Below are 19,287 nucleotides of genomic sequence, written 5' to 3' on the forward strand. Positions count from 1 at the left end.
AACTTTAACTACCCTTTAATGCAGTATTAAAGATTAATCGGTAACAAAGTGAGCTGTTATGACTGATAAAACCATTGCGTTTTCGCTACTCGATCTGGCCCCCATCCCCGAAGGTTCTTCAGCGCGAGAAGCGTTCTCCCACTCTCTCGACCTCGCCCGTCTGGCTGAAAAGCGCGGCTATCATCGCTACTGGCTGGCGGAACACCACAATATGACTGGCATTGCCAGTGCTGCAACATCAGTATTGATTGGCTATCTGGCGGCAAATACCACCACGCTGCATCTGGGGTCTGGCGGCGTGATGTTACCAAACCACTCACCGTTGGTGATTGCCGAACAGTTCGGTACGCTCAATACGCTCTATCCGGGGCGAATCGATTTGGGGCTGGGTCGTGCGCCAGGTAGTGACCAACGGACAATGATGGCACTACGTCGCCATATGAGCGGCGATATTGATAATTTCCCCCGCGATGTCGCGGAGCTGGTGGACTGGTTTGACGCCCGTGATCCCAATCCGCATGTGCGCCCTGTACCGGGCTATGGCGAGAAAATCCCCGTGTGGTTATTAGGCTCCAGTCTTTACAGTGCACAACTGGCGGCGCAGCTTGGTCTGCCGTTCGCGTTTGCCTCACACTTCGCACCGGATATGCTGTTCCAGGCGCTGCATCTTTATCGCAGTAACTTCAAACCGTCAGCGCGGCTGGAGAAACCGTACGCGATGGTGTGCATCAATATTATCGCCGCCGACAGCAACCGCGACGCTGAATTTCTGTTTACCTCAATGCAGCAAGCCTTTGTGAAGCTGCGCCGCGGTGAAACCGGGCAACTGCCGCCACCGATTCAAAATATGGATCAGTTCTGGTCACCGTCTGAGCAGTATGGCGTGCAGCAGGCGCTGAATATGTCGCTGGTGGGTGATAAAGCGAAAGTGCGTCATGGTTTGCAGTCGATCCTGCGCGAAACCGACGCGGATGAGATTATGGTTAACGGGCAGATTTTCGATCACCAGGCGCGCCTGCATTCGTTTGAGCTGGCGATGGATGTTAAGGAAGAGTTACTGGGATAGTGTGTTTTAACGTGGGAAGCCTTATCCGAGCTGGCAACGCTGTCCTACCTAGGCCTGATAAGCGAAGCACATCAGGCATTGTGTAGGCAGCAGAAATGTCGGATAAGGCACCGCTGATTACTGATACACCGGCAGCAAATTAAAGCTCGATAAAATATGCACCAGTGCGTTGCCAACGCCAAACACCAGAATCAGTGCAATCATCGGCTTGCCGCCCCAGACACGGAATTTCGGGCTGCCAAAGCGTTTACGCGATGCGCGGGCCAACAGCGCCGGAACAATTGCCGCCCAGATGGTAGCCGCTAAGCCAGCATAACCAATAGCGTACAGGAATCCGTTCGGGAACAGCAGGCCACCCACGACAGGCGGTGCAAAGGTCAGCAACGCCGTTTTAAAGCGGCCCAGGGCAGAGTCGTCAAAACCAAACAGATCTGCCAGATAGTCAAACAAACCCAGCGTTACGCCGAGGAACGAACTCGCTACCGCAAAGTTTGAGAACACGACCAGTAGCAGATCCAGACTACGACTGTTCAGCACGCCGCTTAACGCCTGTACCAGCACATCAATATTACCGCCCTTCTCGGCGATGCCGATAAACTCCGGACGAGGGATGTTGCCCATCGTCGCCAGCAACCAGATGGTATACAGCGCCAGCGCCATCAGCGTACCGTAGACCAGGCATTTCACGATAGTTTTCGGATCTTTGCCATAATACTTCATCAGGCTCGGCACGTTACCGTGATAACCAAATGAGGCCAGACAGAACGGCAGGGTCATCAACAGATACGGTGCATAAGACGCATTGCTTTCCGCGACGTTAAACAATGTCGCAGGCTGCACATGCCCCAGCAAACTGCCGAAAGTGAGGAAGAAGGTAATAACTTTCGCCCCCAGCACAATCGCCGTCATCCGGCTGACGGCTTTGGTGCTCAACCACACCACAAACGCCACCAGTAGCGCAAAACCAAAACCTGCAGCTCGTGCCGGAACATTCAGCGACATCTCCGCGAAGGTGTGATGCAGAATCGAACCGCTGGCAGAAATATAGGCGTAAGTCAGGATGTAGAGCACAAAGGCAATGGAAATGCCGTTGACCACGTTCCAGCCTTTGCCTAGCAAATCTTTGGTTATGGTGTCAAAACTCGAACCGATTCGATAATTCAGGTTAGCTTCCAGAATCATCAAGCCGGAATGCAGCATACAGAACCAGGTAAAGATCAGCGCCGCCATTGACCAGAAGAACCACGCCCCGGACATGACCACAGGCAGAGAAAACATCCCTGCGCCAATAATGGTGCCGCCGATAATCACCACGCCGCCAAGCAGCGACGGTGACGTTTGGGTGGTGGTTAGTGTTGCCATGAGGGCTTCTCTCCAGTGAAAAATAGTGCGACTGCGTTGTTATGCATTGCACTGTACCAGTACACGAGTACAAAAGACAGAAAAAAAGCCCCGATTGTTAAAATCGGGGCTGTATATTTTACTTTACGGCAGAGTTCTGCGGGTCAGCGAATTACGCATCACCACCGAAACGACGACGACCAGTAGAGTCATCACGACGCGGCGCGCGGCCTTCACGACGTTCGCCGCTGAAACGACGACCATCACCACGACCACCTTCACGGCGCTCACCGCTGAAGTTACGACCGCCTTCACGACGTTCGCCACCGAAACCACGACCACCACCACGACGCTCACCACCAGTATGCGGCTGTGCATCGCCCAGCAGCTGCATGTTCATCGGCTTGTTGAGAATGCGAGTACGCGTAAAGTGTTGCAGCACTTCACCCGGCATACCTTTCGGCAGTTCGATGGTGGAGTGAGAAGCAAACAGCTTGATGTTACCGATGTAACGGCTGCTGATGTCGCCTTCGTTAGCAATCGCGCCAACGATATGACGAACTTCAACACCATCATCGCGGCCCACTTCAATACGGTACAGCTGCATATCGCCAACATCACGACGTTCACGACGCGGACGATCTTCACGGTCGCCACGCGGGCCACGGTCGTTACGATCGCGCGGACCACGGTCATCACGGTCACGGAATTCACGTTTCGGACGCATCGGCGCATCTGGCGGCACGATCAGAGTACGTTCACCCTGTGCCATTTTCAGCAGTGCGGCTGCCAGAGTTTCGAGATCCAGCTCTTCACCTTCTGCAGTCGGCTGAATTTTGCTCAGCAGTGCACGGTATTGATCCAGATCGCTGCTTTCCAGCTGCTGCTGTACTTTAGCGGCGAATTTTTCCAGACGGCGTTTGCCCAGCAGCTCTGCGTTCGGCAGTTCTACTTCCGGAATGGTCAGCTTCATAGTGCGTTCAATGTTGCGCAGCAGACGACGCTCGCGGTTCTCAACGAACAGCAGTGCGCGACCAGCACGCCCCGCACGGCCGGTACGACCAATACGGTGAACGTAAGACTCAGAATCCATCGGGATATCGTAGTTAACTACCAGGCTGATACGCTCAACGTCCAGGCCACGGGCCGCAACGTCGGTCGCAATCAGGATATCCAGACGACCATCTTTCAGGCGTTCCAGAGTCTGCTCACGCAGCGCCTGGTTCATGTCACCGTTCAGTGCAGCGCTGTTGTAGCCGTTACGCTCAAGAGCTTCTGCCACTTCCAAAGTCGCGTTTTTAGTACGAACGAAGATAATCGCCGCATCAAAATCTTCCGCTTCCAGGAAACGTACCAGCGCTTCGTTTTTACGCATCCCCCACACAGTCCAGTAGCTCTGGCTGATGTCAGGACGGGTAGTCACGCTGGACTGAATGCGTACTTCCTGCGGCTCTTTCATAAAGCGGCGGGTAATGCGACGAATCGCTTCCGGCATAGTTGCAGAGAACAGAGCGGTCTGATGACCTTCCGGGATCTGCGCCATAATGGTTTCAACGTCTTCGATGAAGCCCATGCGCAGCATTTCGTCAGCTTCATCCAGAACCAGACCGCTCAGTTTAGAGAGGTCCAGAGTGCCACGTTTCAGGTGATCCAGCAGACGGCCAGGAGTACCGACAACGATCTGCGGCCCCTGACGCAGGGCGCGTAATTGCACGTCATAACGCTGGCCGCCGTACAGGGCAACCACGTTTACGCCGCGCATGTGTTTAGAGAAATCCGTCATTGCCTCAGCAACCTGTACCGCCAGTTCGCGGGTCGGTGCCAGCACCAGAATCTGTGGTGCTTTCAGCTCAGGATCAAGATTTTGCAGCAGAGGTAAAGAGAATGCTGCAGTTTTTCCGCTCCCCGTCTGGGCCATACCCAGAACGTCGCGGCCATTCAGCAGATGTGGAATACACTCTGCCTGAATTGGAGATGGTTTTTCGTAACCCAGATCGTTAAGGGCTTCAAGGATAGGAGCCTTCAGGCCCAGATCTGCAAAAGTGGTTTCGAATTCAGCCATGTAGTACGTGTGCCTCAAAATTAATGGCGGCCAGTCTACATAACTCATCATGAAATTGATCAGCAATTTTCATTGAAAAGTGTGAACCGGCTCAAAGTAGGTGTATTAACGAACAACAACGCCCTCACCCGTTAAGGTGATGGCAATCAAAAAAGATTACGGGCTGATGTGTACGTCAGCTATTGCTGGTCCGATTCTGCCAGGTCATCTTGGTCCTGGCCCAGGAGCGATAATTCCAACAATGCGTATCGGTGCTCAACAAAGTTATGAACGTTGTTGGCAACCGCCAGTTTGAACAGTGCCGTGGCGCTGTCCAAATCCCCCAGACTTAGGTAGTACTTACCTAAATAGAAGTTGGTTTCACTGAGATGCTCAGCGAGCGAGGTGTTATCCGTTGCGTCCGCCTTGAGCCTTTCCATTAACGTTTGTTCGCTAATGTTGCCCAGGTAGAACTCGACAATGTTCCATCCCCACTGCTCCTTATCCGATTTTTCGAAGTGCTGTTTTAACACTTCTTTAGCCTGCTTCTCATCGAGCTTCTGCTCGGCGAGATAAAGCCACAGACTACGGAAAGGATCATTGGGATCGTCTTGATAAAACGCCAGCAGATCATCTTGCGCTAACTTGTCACGACCGCCGTAATATAATGCGATCCCGCGATTCAAGTGCGCGTAGTTGTAAGTTGGATCAAGCTCAAGTACAGAATCAAACGCTTCATAGGCAGCATCAAAATTGCCTGCCTGCGTTAAATATATGCCTAAGTAATTGAATACTTCAGGCATATCCGGTCGGATTGCCAGCGCTTGCGAAAAATCGTTACGCGCTAATGCCCTCAGACCGAGACTATCATACAACACTCCGCGCTCATATAAAAGCTGTGCGCGTTCGTCATCGGTTAAAGCCCGACTGGCAAGGATTTGTTCCATACGTGCCAGAATCACTTCCTGCTGCAAAGTCGGTTGCAATGGTACCGCGAGGACTTCACTTTTACGCCAGGAAGTATTACTGCATCCTGCAAGCGTAAGTGCTGTCGCAACGAAACACCAGCGCAAAAAAGGCTTCATTTCCCACTCCCGAAGACCACGGTTGAATGAACGTCCTGTTCCCGGTTGCTAACAAGGCGTCCTGCCCGGTTAAAAGCCCCCCGCCGCAGCGGAGGGCAAATGGCAACCTTACTCGCCCTGTTCAGCAGCCGGAGCTTCCGGTGCTGCAGCAGGTTGAGACTGCTCAGTCGCTTCTTTAATGCTCAGACGGATACGGCCCTGGCGATCGACTTCCAGAACTTTCACCGGTACTTCCTGACCCATCTGCAGGTAGTCGGTCACTTTCTCAACACGCTTGTCGGCGATTTGAGAGATGTGGACCAGACCTTCTTTACCGCCGCCGATGGCAACAAACGCGCCAAAGTCAACGATACGGGTCACTTTACCATTGTAGACGCGACCCACTTCGATTTCTGCGGTGATTTCTTCGATACGACGAATAGCGTGTTTCGCTTTCTCGCCGTCGGTCGCTGCGATCTTCACAGTACCGTCATCTTCGATTTCGATGGTGGTGCCAGTTTCTTCGGTCAGGGCACGGATAACAGAACCGCCTTTACCGATAACGTCTTTGATCTTGTCCGGATTGATCTTGATGGTATGGATACGCGGTGCAAACTCAGAGATATCACCACGCGGCGCGTTGATCGCCTGCTCCATGACGCCCAGGATATGCAGACGCGCACCTTTAGCTTGATTCAGCGCAACCTGCATGATCTCTTTGGTGATACCTTCAATTTTGATATCCATCTGCAGTGCAGAGATACCGTCGCGGGAACCCGCAACTTTGAAGTCCATATCGCCCAGGTGATCTTCGTCGCCCAAAATGTCAGACAGTACAACGTAGTTGTCGCCTTCTTTCACCAGACCCATTGCGATACCCGCAACAGCAGCTTTGATTGGCACACCTGCGTCCATCAGCGCCAGAGACGCACCGCACACGGAAGCCATAGAAGAAGAACCGTTGGATTCGGTAATTTCAGACACTACACGTACGGTGTACGGGAATTTGTCCATATCCGGCATTACTGCCAGCACGCCGCGCTTCGCCAGACGACCGTGACCAATTTCACGACGCTTCGGAGAACCGACCATGCCAGTTTCACCTACGGAATACGGAGGGAAGTTGTAGTGGAACAGGAAGGTGTCAGTACGTTCGCCCATCAGTTCATCAAGAACCTGTGCGTCACGTGCAGTACCCAGCGTTGCGGTAACCAGTGCCTGCGTTTCACCACGGGTGAACAACGCAGAACCGTGAGTACGCGGCAGCACGCCAGTACGCACATCCAGACCACGGATCATATCTTTTTCACGACCGTCGATACGCGGTTCGCCTGCCAGTACGCGGCTACGAACAACATTTTTCTCGATAGCGTGCAGAATTTCACCCAGTTCGTTTTCGTCCAGGGTTTCGTCTTCAGCAAGCAGCGTCGCGATGGTTTCAGATTTGATGACATCAACCTGCGCATAACGCTCTTGTTTGTCGGTGATGCGATAAGCATCGCTCAGACGAGCTTCAGCCAGCGCAGCAACGCGCGCGTTCAGCGCTTCGTTTACCGGCTCCGGCTGCCAATCCCAACGCGGTTTACCGGCTTCTTTCACCAGTTCATTGATGTTCTGAATAACAACCTGCTGTTGTTCATGACCGAACACCACTGCGCCCAGCATCTGGTCTTCGCTCAGCAGTTCAGCTTCAGATTCAACCATCAGCACGGCAGCTTCTGTACCGGCAACAACCAGGTCCAGTTTGCTCTCTTTCAGCTCGTCCTGAGTCGGGTTCAGTACGTACTGGTCATTGATGTAACCTACGCGGGCAGCACCAATCGGACCATTGAACGGAATACCAGACAGAGAAAGTGCTGCGGAAGCACCAATCATCGCAACGATATCCGGGTTAACCTGCGGGTTAACAGAAACCACGGTGGCGATAACCTGAACTTCGTTGACGAAGCCTTCCGGGAACAGCGGGCGAATAGGGCGGTCAATCAGACGCGCGATCAGCGTTTCACCTTCGCTTGGGCGGCCTTCACGACGGAAGAAGCTACCCGGGATACGACCAGCAGCGTAGGTACGCTCCTGATAGTTAACGGTCAGCGGGAAGAAGTCCTGACCTGGTTTGGCTTTTTTCTGACCAACAACGGTAACGAATACCGCGGTGTCATCCATGCTAACCATAACAGCGGCAGTAGCCTGACGAGCCATCATGCCGGTTTCCAGAGTCACGGTGTGTTGGCCGTACTGGAATTTACGAACGATCGGATTAAGCAATGTAATATCCTTTCTCTTTCTTAGACAGCACCTTACGGCACTGGTGTTAATACCCGATCTTCTGCGCATCCTCGCGACTAATGACAACCCTAACCCAGCCCAATGTGGGTAAAGCCTCTCATTAGCCGCGCGAACCTCTGCAACGGAAGATCATTCATAGCAACAATACATTAGTTTCCAGTGAATTGCTGCCGTCAGTTTGAAAAAAGGGGCCACTCAGGCCCCTTTTCTGAAACTCGCAAGAATTAGCGACGCAGACCCAGGCGCTCGATGAGCTGGGTGTAACGTGCTACGTCTTTACGTTTCAGGTAGTCGAGCAGTTTACGACGCTGAGAAACCATGCGCAGCAGACCACGACGGCTGTGGTGATCTTTTTTGTGCTCTGCAAAGTGGCCCTGCAGGTGGTTGATCTGTGCAGTCAGCAGTGCTACCTGAACTTCGGTAGAACCGGTGTCGTTTGCGTCACGACCAAACTCAGAAACGATTTTAGCTGTTGCTTCAGTACTTAGAGACATTTTAAAACTCCAAAGTATATAGAATGAAAGGACGCCGATCTCTAATTCAGCGATCCCAGTGTACGTTACGCAAAGTGTTAAACAATTTACGCGACGTTAAGCGGCAGTATTCTACTCGTAGCGACTTGTTATCGCAAGACGGTTAACATTACGCCGGGTATTCAACCACCAGGCGACGAGGCGCAACGCGGCCTTCATCGTCAATTTCGCCCATACCGATAAACTTGCCATTCTCACCTTCTGTAACGCGAACCAGTCCTTCCAGCGGCGCACCGGATGTACGAACCGGGTTACCATTTTTGAAGTAAACAGAAGACGTTAACGGAAGATTCACCACCGGATAGTCCGAAGCTGGACTGTCCATTGGCATCAGTAATGGATCAAGTAACTTCGCTGCCGGAATATCCTGCTGCTCGGCTTGCTCAACCAGTTCACGCAGATGTTCCAGAGTCACCATCCGTTCAACCGGATATTTACTTACAGCCAGGCGACGCAGGTAAATAACATGCGCGCCACAGCCGAGTTTTTCGCCGAGATCGTCAATGATAGTGCGGATATAGGTGCCTTTTGAGCAGTGAATTTCCAGCTCCAGTTCATTGCCTTCGTGGCGAATAAACAGCAATTCATAAACGGTAATCGGGCGTGCTTCACGCGGGACTTCAATTCCCTGACGCGCATATTCGTACAGTTTTTTGCCCTGGTATTTCAGTGCTGAATACATCGATGGGATCTGTTCGATATCACCACGGAAAGTATCCAGTGCCGCCGCCAGTTGCTCTGCACTAAAGGTTACCGGACGTTCTTCAACGATTTGTCCGTCGGCATCAGAAGTATCGGTACGCTGTCCAAGACGCGCAATCACCCGATAGCGTTTGTCAGAGTCCAGCAGATACTGGGAAAACTTGGTGGCTTCCCCGAGGCAAATCGGCAGCATGCCGGTCGCCAGCGGGTCCAGCGCACCGGTATGCCCGGCACGGTTGGCGTTATAAATCCGTTTCACTTTTTGCAGCGCATCGTTGCTGGACATCCCCTGCGGTTTATCCAGCAACAAAACGCCGTTAATGTCGCGACCGCGACGACGAGGACGACTCATTAGTCCTCCTTGCTGTCGTCCGGGTTAACACGACGTTCTTCGTCATGTTTGACCACGCTGGTCACCAGGTTTGACATGCGCATCCCTTCAACCAGAGAGTTGTCGTAGAAGAAGGTCAGTTCCGGCACGATACGCAGGCGCATCGCTTTCCCCAGCAGGCTGCGGATGAAACCAGAAGCTTCCTGCAACGCTTTGATGCCCGCTTTAACCGCGTCTTCATCTTTGTCGTTAAGGAACGTCACATATACTTTTGCATACGCCAGGTCACGAGACATTTCGACACCGGAAACGGTGGTCATCATGCCCAGACGAGGATCTTTAATTTCGCGTTGCAGGATGAGAGCGATCTCTTTTTGCATTTCCTGCGCTACGCGCTGCGGGCGACCAAATTCTTTCGCCATAATAAATTCTCCTGACAAAAAAGGGGCTGTTAGCCCCTTTTTAAAATTAATTTCAGTTAGAAGGGCTGTTCACGTAGCCTGATAAGACGCGCCAGCGTCGCATCAGGCAATCCATGCCGGATGCGGCGTAAACGCCTTATCCCGCATAGAACCCTAAAAACCTTAAGCGATGGTACGTTGGATCTCGATGATTTCGAATACTTCGATCACATCGCCAGTGCGGACGTCGTTGTAGTTCTTAACGCCGATACCACATTCCATACCGTTACGGACTTCGTTAACGTCATCTTTGAAGCGGCGCAGGGACTCCAGCTCGCCTTCGTAGATAACCACGTTGTCGCGCAGAACGCGGATCGGATTGTGACGTTTAACCACACCTTCAGTAACCATACAACCTGCGATGGCACCAAATTTCGGTGATTTGAACACATCACGAACTTCCGCCAGACCGATAATCTGCTGTTTCAGTTCCGGAGACAGCATACCGCTCATCGCCGCTTTCACTTCGTCGATCAGGTTATAGATGACGGAGTAGTAACGCAGATCCAGGCTTTCCGCTTCAATCACTTTACGTGCAGAGGCATCAGCACGTACGTTGAAACCAACCAGGATGGCGTTGGACGCCGCAGCCAGGGTAGCGTCGGTTTCGGTGATACCACCTACGCCAGAACCGATGATCTTCACTTTAACTTCGTCAGTAGACAGTTTCAGCAAGGAGTCGGAGATCGCTTCCACGGAACCCTGAACGTCTGCCTTCAGAACGATGTTCACTTCGTGAACTTCGCCTTCGGTCATGTTAGCGAACATGTTCTCGAGTTTCGATTTCTGCTGACGTGCCAGTTTAACTTCACGGAATTTGCCCTGACGATACAGTGCAACTTCACGTGCTTTCTTCTCGTCACGCACTACGGTAACTTCGTCACCCGCTGCCGGAACACCGGACAAGCCAAGGATTTCAACTGGAATGGACGGACCTGCTTCCAGCACTTCCTGACCCATTTCGTTACGCATTGCGCGAACACGACCGTATTCGAAACCACACAGAACGATGTCGCCCTTGTGCAGAGTACCTTCACGTACCAGAACGGTAGCAACCGGACCACGACCTTTATCGAGGAAGGATTCGATAACCGCACCGCTCGCCATACCTTTACGTACCGCTTTCAGTTCCAGAACTTCTGCCTGCAACAGGATAGCGTCCAGCAGTTCATCGATACCGGTACCTGCTTTCGCAGACACGTGTACGAACTGGCTTTCACCGCCCCACTCTTCCGGCAGGATGCCGTACTGGGAGAGTTCGTTCTTAACGCGATCTGGATCGGCTTCTGGTTTGTCGATCTTGTTCACTGCAACCACAACCGGCACGCCTGCCGCTTTCGCGTGCTGAATTGCTTCGATGGTCTGCGGCATTACGCCGTCGTCGGCAGCAACAACCAGGACTACGATGTCCGTTGCCTGCGCACCACGTGCACGCATTGAAGTAAACGCGGCGTGCCCCGGGGTGTCCAGGAAGGTGATCATGCCGTTTTCAGTTTCAACGTGGTATGCACCAATGTGCTGGGTAATGCCGCCCGCTTCGCCAGAGGCCACTTTCGTTGAACGAATGTAGTCCAGCAAAGAGGTTTTACCGTGGTCAACGTGACCCATGATGGTCACAACCGGCGCGCGCGGTTCAGCCGCAGCACCTGTGTCACGGTCGCTCATTACCGCTTCTTCCAGCTCGTTTTCACGACGCAGGATAACCTTGTGGCCCATCTCTTCAGCAACCAGCTGTGCGGTTTCCTGATCGATAACCTGGTTGATGGTTGCCATTGCGCCCAGTTTCATCATCGCTTTGATGACCTGAGAACCTTTAACCGCCATCTTGTTCGCCAGTTCACCAACGGTGATGGTTTCGCCAATCACAACGTCACGGTTAACGGCCTGAGCTGGCTTCTGGAAGCCTTGCTGCAGCGAAGAACCTTTACGTTTTCCGCCTTTACCGCCACGTACTGCTGCGCGTGCTTCTTCACGATCAGCTTTTGATTCAGAGTGTTTGTTGCCTTTCTTCGGACGCGCTGCTTTCGCGTTACGACCACGGCCACGGCCGCCTTCGACTTCACGATCGCTTTCGTCTTCTGCCTGGCGAGCATGTTGAGAAGTAGTAACGTGATAATCGCTGGAATCTTCAGTCGGTTCCGCGTTATCAGTCCATTTGTTTTCTTCCGCCATACGACGTGCTTCTTCAGCAACGCGACGTGCTTCTTCTTCGAGTTTACGACGCGCTTCTTCTTCAGCTTTACGCTTGAGCTCTGCAGCTTCCTGCTCACGGCGGGCTTTTTCAGCCTGGGCGTTTTTAGTCATATCGTCTTGTTGATTGCTCACTTTGTCTTTTTCCGCAGCTTCACGTTTCGCTTGTTCAGCGGCTTCACGCTTAGCTTGTTCTGCGGCCTCACGTTCAGCTTTTTGTTGCGCCTCGCGTTTGGCCGATTCTTCTGCCTCACGACGGGCTTGCTCTTCCGCTTCACGCTGCGCCTGCTCTTCCGCAGCAAGGCGTTCAGCCTCTTGCGGATCGCGTTTCACAAAGGTGCGTTTCTTGCGGACTTCGATTTGTACCGATTTGCTTTTTCCACCGGTACCAGGAATGTTAAGGGTGCTGCGGGTTTTACGTTGCAGCGTTAATTTGTCCGGGCCTGAATTTTTCTGATTCAGGTGGTCAATTAAAGTCTGTTTCTCTTGTGCGGACACAGAGTCGTCAGCAGACTTCCGGATACCTGCATCAGCAAATTGCTGTACCAGGCGTTCCACGGAGGTCTGTCGCTCTGCGGCCAGCGTTTTAATCGTTACATCTGTCATGCTGTTCCTTCCTGCTACAGTTTATTACGCTTCGTCACCGAACCAGCAAATATTACGGGCAGCCATAATCAGTGCTCCGGCTTTTTCGTCGGTCAACCCTTCGATATCAGCCAGATCATCAATGCCCTGTTCGGCGAGATCTTCCAGCGTACAAACGCCACGGGCGGCCAGTTTGAATGCCAAATCACGATCTATCCCTTCAAGGTTCAGCAGATCGTCAGCCGGTTTGTTATCACCGAGGCTTTCTTCCTGGGCCTGTGCAATGGTGGCCAGTGCATTTTTAGCACGCTCGCGCAGTGCTTCAACGGTCGGCTCATCAAGGCCTTCGATTTCCAACAGCTCTTTCATCGGCACATAGGCCAGTTCTTCCAGCGTCGAGAAGCCTTCTTCTACCAGGACAGTCGCAAAGTCTTCGTCGATGTCGAGATATTTGGTGAAGGTGTCGATCGCTGCGTGCGCTTCTGCCTGATGCTTAGCCTGCAGGTCGTCAACGGTCATCACGTTGAGTTCCCAACCGCTCAGTTGCGAAGCCAGACGCACGTTCTGACCGTTACGGCCAATCGCCTGCGCCAGATTACCGGCTTCAACGGCGATATCCATGGTGTGTTTATCTTCATCCACCACGATAGAAGCAACATCTGCCGGTGCCATTGCGTTAATCACGAACTGCGCCGGGTTATCATCCCACAGGACGATATCGATACGTTCGCCGCCCAGTTCAGTAGAAACTGCCTGAACACGCGCGCCACGCATACCTACGCAAGCACCTACCGGATCGATACGTTTATCGTTGGTTTTCACCGCGATTTTCGCACGAGAACCCGGGTCGCGAGCCGCTGCTTTAATTTCAATCACTTCTTCGCCGATTTCCGGCACTTCAATGCGGAACAGTTCGATCAGCATTTCCGGCTTGGAACGGGTGACGAACAGTTGTGCGCCACGCGCTTCCGGGCGAACGGAATAGAGCACACCACGAACGCGGTCGCCAGGGCGGAAGTTTTCACGCGGCAGCATATCTTCACGCAGGATCACGGCTTCAGCGTTGTTGCCCAGATCCAGAGAGATGTTGTCGCGGTTTACTTTTTTCACCACGCCGGTGATGATTTCACCTTCGTGTTCACGGAACTGATCAACCACCATCGCACGTTCGGCTTCACGCACTTTCTGCACAATAACCTGTTTTGCCGTCTGGGTGGTGATACGGTCAAAGGTAACAGACTCAATCTGATCTTCAACGTAATCGCCCAGATTCAGGCTTTCATCTTCAAAGCGCGCAGCTTCAAGAGTGATTTCTTTCGTTGGCTGGGTGACTTCATCAACTACCAGCCAGCGACGGAAGGTGTCAAAATCACCGCTTTTGCGATCGATTTGTACGCGAACGTCGATCTCTTGTTCGTATTTTTTCTTGGTTGCTGTAGCCAGCGCGCTTTCCAACGCTTCGAAAATTTTCTCGCGAGGCAGCGCCTTTTCATTGGAGACGGCTTCAACTACAGCCAAAATTTCTTTGTTCATCGCGGGCTTTTCACCTCATCCAGACTATTAAAAGTGGGGAACCAGGTTCGCCTTCTGGATATTACTCAGCGCGAACACTTCATCTTTACCTTCGACGGTAACTGTGATCATTTCACCGTCTACCGCTTTGATAACGCCCTGCCATTTACGACGGTTTTGTACCGCCATACGGAGAACCAGAGTCACCTCTTCTCCGACGAAACGGGCGTAGTGTTCAGCCGTGAACAGTGGGCGATCGAGACCCGGTGAGGAGACTTCCAGGTTATAAGCAACGGTGATGGGATCTTCGACATCCAGCACAGCACTTACCTGGTGGCTCACATCAGCACAATCATCAACATTGATGCCATCTTCACTATCAATATAGATGCGCAGTGTGGATGTGCGACCGCGAATAAACTCGATGCCAACCAGTTCAAAACCCAGGGCCTCAACTGGCGCAGTAATCATCTCTGTTAATTTTTGCTCTAATGTGGACAAGCCCACCCCCAAGACATAAAAAAAGGGCCTAAAGCCCAGTTATTCTGTAGTCAGATAACAAAAAACCCCGATAAATCGGGGCTTTATATAACTGAACCCTATAACCGCAACTGCGGTCTGGAGCACTTTCCAGAAGGATTTTTTCAAATCCCACTACGAAGGCCGAAGTCTTCACAGTATATTTGAAAAAGGACTCTAAGGGAAAGTGGTTGCGGGGGCCGGATTTGAACCGACGACCTTCGGGTTATGAGCCCGACGAGCTACCAGGCTGCTCCACCCCGCGCCTGAAACGTGGCAAATTCTACTCGTTTTGGGTAAAAAATGCAAACACTGCTGGGATTTGGTGTACCGAGACGGGACGTAAAATCTGCAGGCATTATAGTGATCCACGCCACATTTTGTCAACATTTATTGCTAATCGCGTGAATGAATATCCAGTTCACTTTCGTTTGTCGAATACTTTTGCCCTCTACTGCTCCTCCTTAAGCGCATTATTTTACAAAAAACACACTAAACTCTTCCTGTCACCGATAAAAGATGATTAAATGAAAACTCATTTATTTTGCATAAAAATTCAGTGAGAGCGGAAATCCAGGCTCATCATCAGTTAATTAAGCAGGGTGTTATTTTATGACGACGATTCTCAAGCATCTCCCGGTAGGTCAACGTATTGGTATCGCTTTTTCCGGCGGTCTGGACACCAGTGCCGCACTGCTGTGGATGCGACAAAAGGGAGCGGTTCCTTATGCATATACTGCAAATCTGGGCCAGCCAGACGAAGAGGATTATGATGCGATCCCTCGTCGTGCCATGGAATACGGCGCGGAGAACGCACGTCTGATCGACTGCCGCAAACAACTGGTGGCCGAAGGTATTGCCGCTATTCAGTGTGGCGCATTTCATAACACCACTGGCGGCCTGACCTATTTCAACACGACGCCGCTGGGCCGCGCCGTGACCGGCACCATGCTGGTTGCTGCCATGAAAGAAGATGGCGTGAATATCTGGGGTGACGGCAGCACCTATAAAGGAAACGATATCGAACGTTTCTATCGTTACGGTCTGCTGACCAATGCTGAACTGCAGATTTACAAACCGTGGCTTGATACTGACTTTATTGATGAACTGGGCGGTCGTCATGAAATGTCTGAATTTATGATTGCCTGCGGTTTCGACTACAAAATGTCTGTCGAAAAAGCCTACTCCACGGACTCCAACATGCTTGGTGCAACGCATGAAGCGAAGGATCTGGAATACCTCAACTCCAGCGTCAAAATCGTCAACCCGATTATGGGCGTGAAGTTCTGGGATGAGAGCGTGAAGATCCCGGCAGAAGAAGTCACAGTACGCTTTGAGCAAGGTCATCCAGTGGCGCTGAACGGTAAAACCTTTAGCGACGACGTAGAAATGATGCTGGAAGCTAACCGCATCGGCGGTCGTCACGGCCTGGGCATGAGCGACCAGATTGAAAACCGTATCATCGAAGCGAAAAGCCGTGGTATTTACGAGGCTCCGGGGATGGCGCTGCTGCACATTGCGTATGAACGTCTGCTTACTGGTATTCACAACGAAGACACCATTGAGCAGTATCATGCACATGGTCGTCAGTTGGGCCGTCTGCTGTACCAGGGACGTTGGTTTGACTCCCAGGCGCTGATGCTGCGTGACTCCCTGCAACGCTGGGTTGCCAGCCAGATCACTGGTGAAGTTACCCTGGAACTGCGCCGCGGGAACGATTACTCCATCCTTAATACCGTCTCTGACAATCTGACCTACAAGCCAGAGCGTCTGACGATGGAAAAAGGCGACTCGGTGTTCTCGCCAGATGATCGTATCGGTCAACTGACCATGCGCAACCTGGATATCACCGATACCCGCGAGAAACTTTTCGGTTATGCCAAAACTGGCCTGCTCTCCTCCTCTGCCGCTTCGGGCGTGCCGCAGGTGGAGAATCTGGAAAATAAAGGCCAGTAATTCGACATCAACCCTGCCCTTCAGGGGTGGGGTTACCTTGCTTATCCTCAGTAAACTCCTTTCTTAGCATCACAAAATCGAAAACATCATGGTTTGCATCTACAACCCGTGAATCTCCTTTATAGTGTGCAATCACTTCCTCCAGCGTTTGCGGCTGTTCCGGCTTTGTTACCCCCATCCACGCATTAATAAGGTAATTATTGTAAGCAGTGGAAAAGATATCGTTTTCCGTTGTGCGATCCACGCCATCCCCAAGAACGGGGCTATACCAGATAAACATCGGAACATGATATGCCTGCTGGCTGGCCTCCCTGCCTCCATGAAAATAAATGTTCTTCTTCGTCGGGTCGCGTTCCAGGCCATGGTCGGCAAAATACATGACCGAGGCTCGGCGATCTTTTAATAATTCAAAAACCTGACCTAGCAAACTATCTGTGTAATGAATGGAGTTGTCATAGCAGGCATCCTGATCGTCCTGTGGTTGAAACACGGCGCTGGATTGCGGATAGGCGCTACAAGCCGGTTCATGGCTTCCATTTAAATGAAGAACAATCAGTTTCTTTTGCTGCGTCTTTTGCTGTAACGCTTGCGATAAATGCGGCAACAACAATTCATCAAATCCTCTGACATAGACTGTTTCCATGGCGCGCATGGCGATACTGGTAACTGCTGTACCATTCTGCCGAAAAGCGGATTGCGAGCTTAGCCAGAAAGTCTGAAATCCTGCTTGATTAGCCATATTAATAATGTTGTCCGGGTAATTATGAATGTCATGACTCAAAACAGAATCAGCAGTTAAAGAAAGGGGAACCGACAGCGCAGTGTAAGGTGCACCGCTTATTGCTTGATTAAACAGTTTGATCTGTTTTCTTTGTGCTTCGACTTGCGGTGTCGTAGAGCGTGTATATCCATACAAAGACATATTGTCGACACGTACAGACTCCCCCACAATCAACACGTAGGTATCAATACCTGTATCCCTGACTGATAATTGAAAATTCGGCACCGTGTTTGCAATTGAGAGTAATCTTTGATGCTCTTTCGCTGCTAAAGCAAAATAATTGAGATTGAAAAACGGTGTATAGGTAGCAAATCGCGACGCTAGTATATATGGACTGAACGCTTTTTTATTTTTTGCATCTTTATAAGCAAATTGACAAGCGGAAAATAAACTGCCCGAAATGACAATCAGCAATAATATTCCTGTCACTTTTTTCGTCGGCAAGGAAACATCATATTTTATTATTACTGCCAAAAAAAGAAGGGATAAAAAGGCAAAAGCACATAGATAAGGGATATACATCCCCAGCATTTTGACAACTTCATCCGGATCACTCTGCAGCACACTAATCGCAAATCCATCATTGAAAGTTGTACCAAAGGTACACCATGAATAGAGGCTAATACTCATGTCTGCCGCTGTCAGTAACACAAATGATGCGGCAACAAGCAGGCGAAGCGGAAGGGATGATATACGTTTAACAACCAGGATGGTCAGAACGAAGAACAGCAATCGCTGAACCATATGCGCTCCGGAAGAGGCGACTAAGTTCGTAATACCAAAAACAATAACACAAAGATACAACAACCAATGAGATTTAAAACTTCTAACAAATTTGTTGAATACTGTCATCCAGAAATCCAAGTTCACAACCAATATAAACAATTATCAACAATGTTCAATTTTATATCAGACATGTTTTTCAACGCTGATCCATATCAGACCGAAACACTGTTAGTTTTTTCTTTTTAAATGATGCGGCCATTGTTCTCAGTAATTAAATAACATTATCAATGCGTCTCTAAACATTACGCAGAACGTAGCCATCAGTAGTTATACTGACAGGAGCAGGATGGTTTATCGAGAAGTAAACATATCCGTATTCGTACCGGAACTGGAGTTGACACAATAAAGTGCCAATTATGTCAGCAGTAGGGAAAAGTTTATAACTAAGGCGTACCGGCACCATCGTTTCAAAGAACCAGCTACGAGTAAAGCAACTGGACGAGATACAGATACCTGACAACCATTCCTCAGACCAGGACCAAAACGAAAAAAGACGCTTTTCAGCGTCTCTTTTCTGGAATTTGGTACCGAGGACGGGACTTGAACCCGTAAGCCCTATTGGGCACTACCACCTCAAGGTAGCGTGTCTACCAATTCCACCACCTCGGCACGGATACTACTTTTTAGTTCGGGATATCGCTGGTCGGCTTAGCCGGAGCAGCTGGCTGAGTTTGTTCGGTTTTGGCCGGCGCACTCAGGTTTTCCCATTCACTACCTTTATTGGTTTTGTTGCTATTGATGTTACCCAGCACCAGACTGATGATGAAGAATAACGTTGCCAGCAGCGCCGTCATGCGGGTCATGAAGTTACCAGAACCACTTGAACCAAACAGCGTAGCGGAAGCGCCTGCTCCGAAGGAGGCTCCCATATCAGCGCCTTTACCTTGCTGCAGCATGATCAGACCAACAAGGCCAATTGCCACAATAAGGAAAACTACTAAAAGAGCTTCGTACATAATCAACCTGTTCCTTGCGGAGTTGCCGCGTACCAATGCTTCAACCAATAAAGCGGGAGTTTTTAATCTTTCCCACTGAAGCGGGTGTGAATACTAACCAAAGCGAATGACCTTCGCAAGGGCAATTTTATCGCATTGTATCAACTGCGGAAAAAAACAGCAAAACCGATGTGTTCG

15 protein-coding genes and 2 tRNA genes are annotated in these 19,287 nt (G+C 51.0%); 2 read left to right on the top strand and 15 right to left on the bottom strand.

Annotated features, from left to right (window positions below):
- Positions 1–58 precede the first annotated feature (58 nt).
- Positions 59–1,066, top strand: coding sequence for a luciferase-like monooxygenase (locus QUE74_RS20365; RefSeq protein WP_000130377.1), 1,008 nt, complete (start codon positions 59–61; stop codon positions 1,064–1,066).
- Between the two features lie 117 nt (positions 1,067–1,183).
- On the opposite strand, the gene mtr is transcribed toward QUE74_RS20365, so the two are convergent.
- The 12 genes from mtr to QUE74_RS20425 form a co-directional block, all read right to left on the bottom strand.
- Positions 1,184–2,428: a tryptophan permease gene (gene mtr, locus QUE74_RS20370; RefSeq protein WP_000224337.1), complete on the bottom strand. Its 1,245-nt coding sequence runs from the start codon at positions 2,426–2,428 to the stop codon at positions 1,184–1,186.
- A 151-nt stretch (positions 2,429–2,579) separates the two neighbouring features.
- Positions 2,580–4,469 carry an ATP-dependent RNA helicase DeaD gene (gene deaD / locus QUE74_RS20375; protein ID WP_001295553.1) on the bottom strand — a complete coding sequence of 630 codons (1,890 nt, stop codon included), beginning with the start codon at positions 4,467–4,469 and terminating at the stop codon, positions 2,580–2,582.
- Complete coding sequence (gene yrbN, locus QUE74_RS20380; protein WP_010723222.1) at positions 4,462–4,542, bottom strand: protein YrbN; 81 nt, start codon at positions 4,540–4,542, stop codon at positions 4,462–4,464. Before yrbN ends, deaD begins: the two co-directional genes overlap by 8 nt.
- Before the next feature lie 106 nt (positions 4,543–4,648).
- Positions 4,649–5,533, bottom strand: a complete 885-nt coding sequence (nlpI, locus tag QUE74_RS20385) for a lipoprotein NlpI (RefSeq protein WP_000802080.1) — start codon at positions 5,531–5,533, stop codon at positions 4,649–4,651.
- Positions 5,534–5,641: 108 nt separating this feature from the next.
- Entirely contained in the window at positions 5,642–7,777 is a 2,136-nt protein-coding gene (pnp, locus tag QUE74_RS20390; protein ID WP_001298330.1) for a polyribonucleotide nucleotidyltransferase, read from the bottom strand.
- Positions 7,778–8,022: 245 nt separating this feature from the next.
- Positions 8,023–8,292 carry a 30S ribosomal protein S15 gene (rpsO, locus tag QUE74_RS20395; protein WP_000059466.1) on the bottom strand — a complete coding sequence of 90 codons (270 nt, stop codon included), beginning with the start codon at positions 8,290–8,292 and terminating at the stop codon, positions 8,023–8,025.
- A gap of 148 nt (positions 8,293–8,440) precedes the next feature.
- Positions 8,441–9,385 (bottom strand): tRNA pseudouridine(55) synthase TruB, encoded by a 945-nt coding sequence (gene truB, locus QUE74_RS20400; RefSeq protein ID WP_000089701.1) that lies wholly within the window; start codon positions 9,383–9,385, stop codon positions 8,441–8,443.
- On the bottom strand, positions 9,385–9,786 hold the full coding sequence (gene rbfA, locus QUE74_RS20405; RefSeq protein ID WP_001040205.1) for a 30S ribosome-binding factor RbfA: 402 nt from the start codon (positions 9,784–9,786) through the stop codon (positions 9,385–9,387). Before rbfA ends, truB begins: the two co-directional genes overlap by 1 nt.
- 162 nt (positions 9,787–9,948) lie before the next feature.
- Entirely contained in the window at positions 9,949–12,621 is a 2,673-nt protein-coding gene (gene infB / locus QUE74_RS20410; RefSeq protein WP_000133052.1) for a translation initiation factor IF-2, read from the bottom strand.
- A 24-nt stretch (positions 12,622–12,645) separates the two neighbouring features.
- Positions 12,646–14,133 (bottom strand): transcription termination factor NusA, encoded by a 1,488-nt coding sequence (gene nusA, locus QUE74_RS20415; protein WP_001031046.1) that lies wholly within the window; start codon positions 14,131–14,133, stop codon positions 12,646–12,648.
- A 27-nt stretch (positions 14,134–14,160) separates the two neighbouring features.
- Entirely contained in the window at positions 14,161–14,613 is a 453-nt protein-coding gene (rimP, locus tag QUE74_RS20420) for a ribosome maturation factor RimP (RefSeq protein WP_001300397.1), read from the bottom strand.
- Between the two features lie 206 nt (positions 14,614–14,819).
- Positions 14,820–14,896 (bottom strand) — tRNA-Met (locus tag QUE74_RS20425).
- 347 nt (positions 14,897–15,243) lie between these two features.
- On the opposite strand from QUE74_RS20425, the gene argG reads away from it, so the two are divergent.
- Complete coding sequence (gene argG, locus QUE74_RS20430) at positions 15,244–16,587, top strand: argininosuccinate synthase (protein WP_000207675.1); 1,344 nt, start codon at positions 15,244–15,246, stop codon at positions 16,585–16,587.
- 7 nt (positions 16,588–16,594) lie between these two features.
- On the opposite strand, the gene QUE74_RS20435 is transcribed toward argG, so the two are convergent.
- The 3 genes from QUE74_RS20435 to secG form a co-directional block, all read right to left on the bottom strand.
- Positions 16,595–18,220: a phosphoethanolamine transferase family protein gene (locus QUE74_RS20435; RefSeq protein WP_074394112.1), complete on the bottom strand. Its 1,626-nt coding sequence runs from the start codon at positions 18,218–18,220 to the stop codon at positions 16,595–16,597.
- Between the two features lie 456 nt (positions 18,221–18,676).
- A tRNA-Leu gene (locus QUE74_RS20440) sits at positions 18,677–18,763 on the bottom strand.
- Positions 18,764–18,777: 14 nt separating this feature from the next.
- Positions 18,778–19,110: a preprotein translocase subunit SecG gene (gene secG, locus QUE74_RS20445; RefSeq protein ID WP_001295556.1), complete on the bottom strand. Its 333-nt coding sequence runs from the start codon at positions 19,108–19,110 to the stop codon at positions 18,778–18,780.
- Positions 19,111–19,287: the final 177 nt, after the last annotated feature.

This window comes from Escherichia sp. 10290, from assembly GCF_030295155.1.
Classification (GTDB): Bacteria; Pseudomonadota; Gammaproteobacteria; order Enterobacterales; family Enterobacteriaceae; genus Escherichia; species Escherichia coli_F.

Coding starts and splice junctions, on each gene's coding strand:
- infB (WP_000133052.1), bottom strand. CDS start 12,621: ATGACAGATGTAACGATTAAAACGCTGGCCGCAGAGCGACAGACCTCC.
- yrbN (WP_010723222.1), bottom strand. CDS start 4,542: ATGAAAATTGCTGATCAATTTCATGATGAGTTATGTAGACTGGCCGCC.
- nusA (WP_001031046.1), bottom strand. CDS start 14,133: ATGAACAAAGAAATTTTGGCTGTAGTTGAAGCCGTCTCCAATGAAAAG.
- QUE74_RS20435 (WP_074394112.1), bottom strand. CDS start 18,220: ATGACAGTATTCAACAAATTTGTTAGAAGTTTTAAATCTCATTGGTTG.
- rpsO (WP_000059466.1), bottom strand. CDS start 8,292: ATGTCTCTAAGTACTGAAGCAACAGCTAAAATCGTTTCTGAGTTTGGT.
- rbfA (WP_001040205.1), bottom strand. CDS start 9,786: ATGGCGAAAGAATTTGGTCGCCCGCAGCGCGTAGCGCAGGAAATGCAA.
- QUE74_RS20365 (WP_000130377.1), top strand. CDS start 59: ATGACTGATAAAACCATTGCGTTTTCGCTACTCGATCTGGCCCCCATC.
- mtr (WP_000224337.1), bottom strand. CDS start 2,428: ATGGCAACACTAACCACCACCCAAACGTCACCGTCGCTGCTTGGCGGC.
- secG (WP_001295556.1), bottom strand. CDS start 19,110: ATGTACGAAGCTCTTTTAGTAGTTTTCCTTATTGTGGCAATTGGCCTT.
- nlpI (WP_000802080.1), bottom strand. CDS start 5,533: ATGAAGCCTTTTTTGCGCTGGTGTTTCGTTGCGACAGCACTTACGCTT.
- deaD (WP_001295553.1), bottom strand. CDS start 4,469: ATGGCTGAATTCGAAACCACTTTTGCAGATCTGGGCCTGAAGGCTCCT.
- argG (WP_000207675.1), top strand. CDS start 15,244: ATGACGACGATTCTCAAGCATCTCCCGGTAGGTCAACGTATTGGTATC.
- truB (WP_000089701.1), bottom strand. CDS start 9,385: ATGAGTCGTCCTCGTCGTCGCGGTCGCGACATTAACGGCGTTTTGTTG.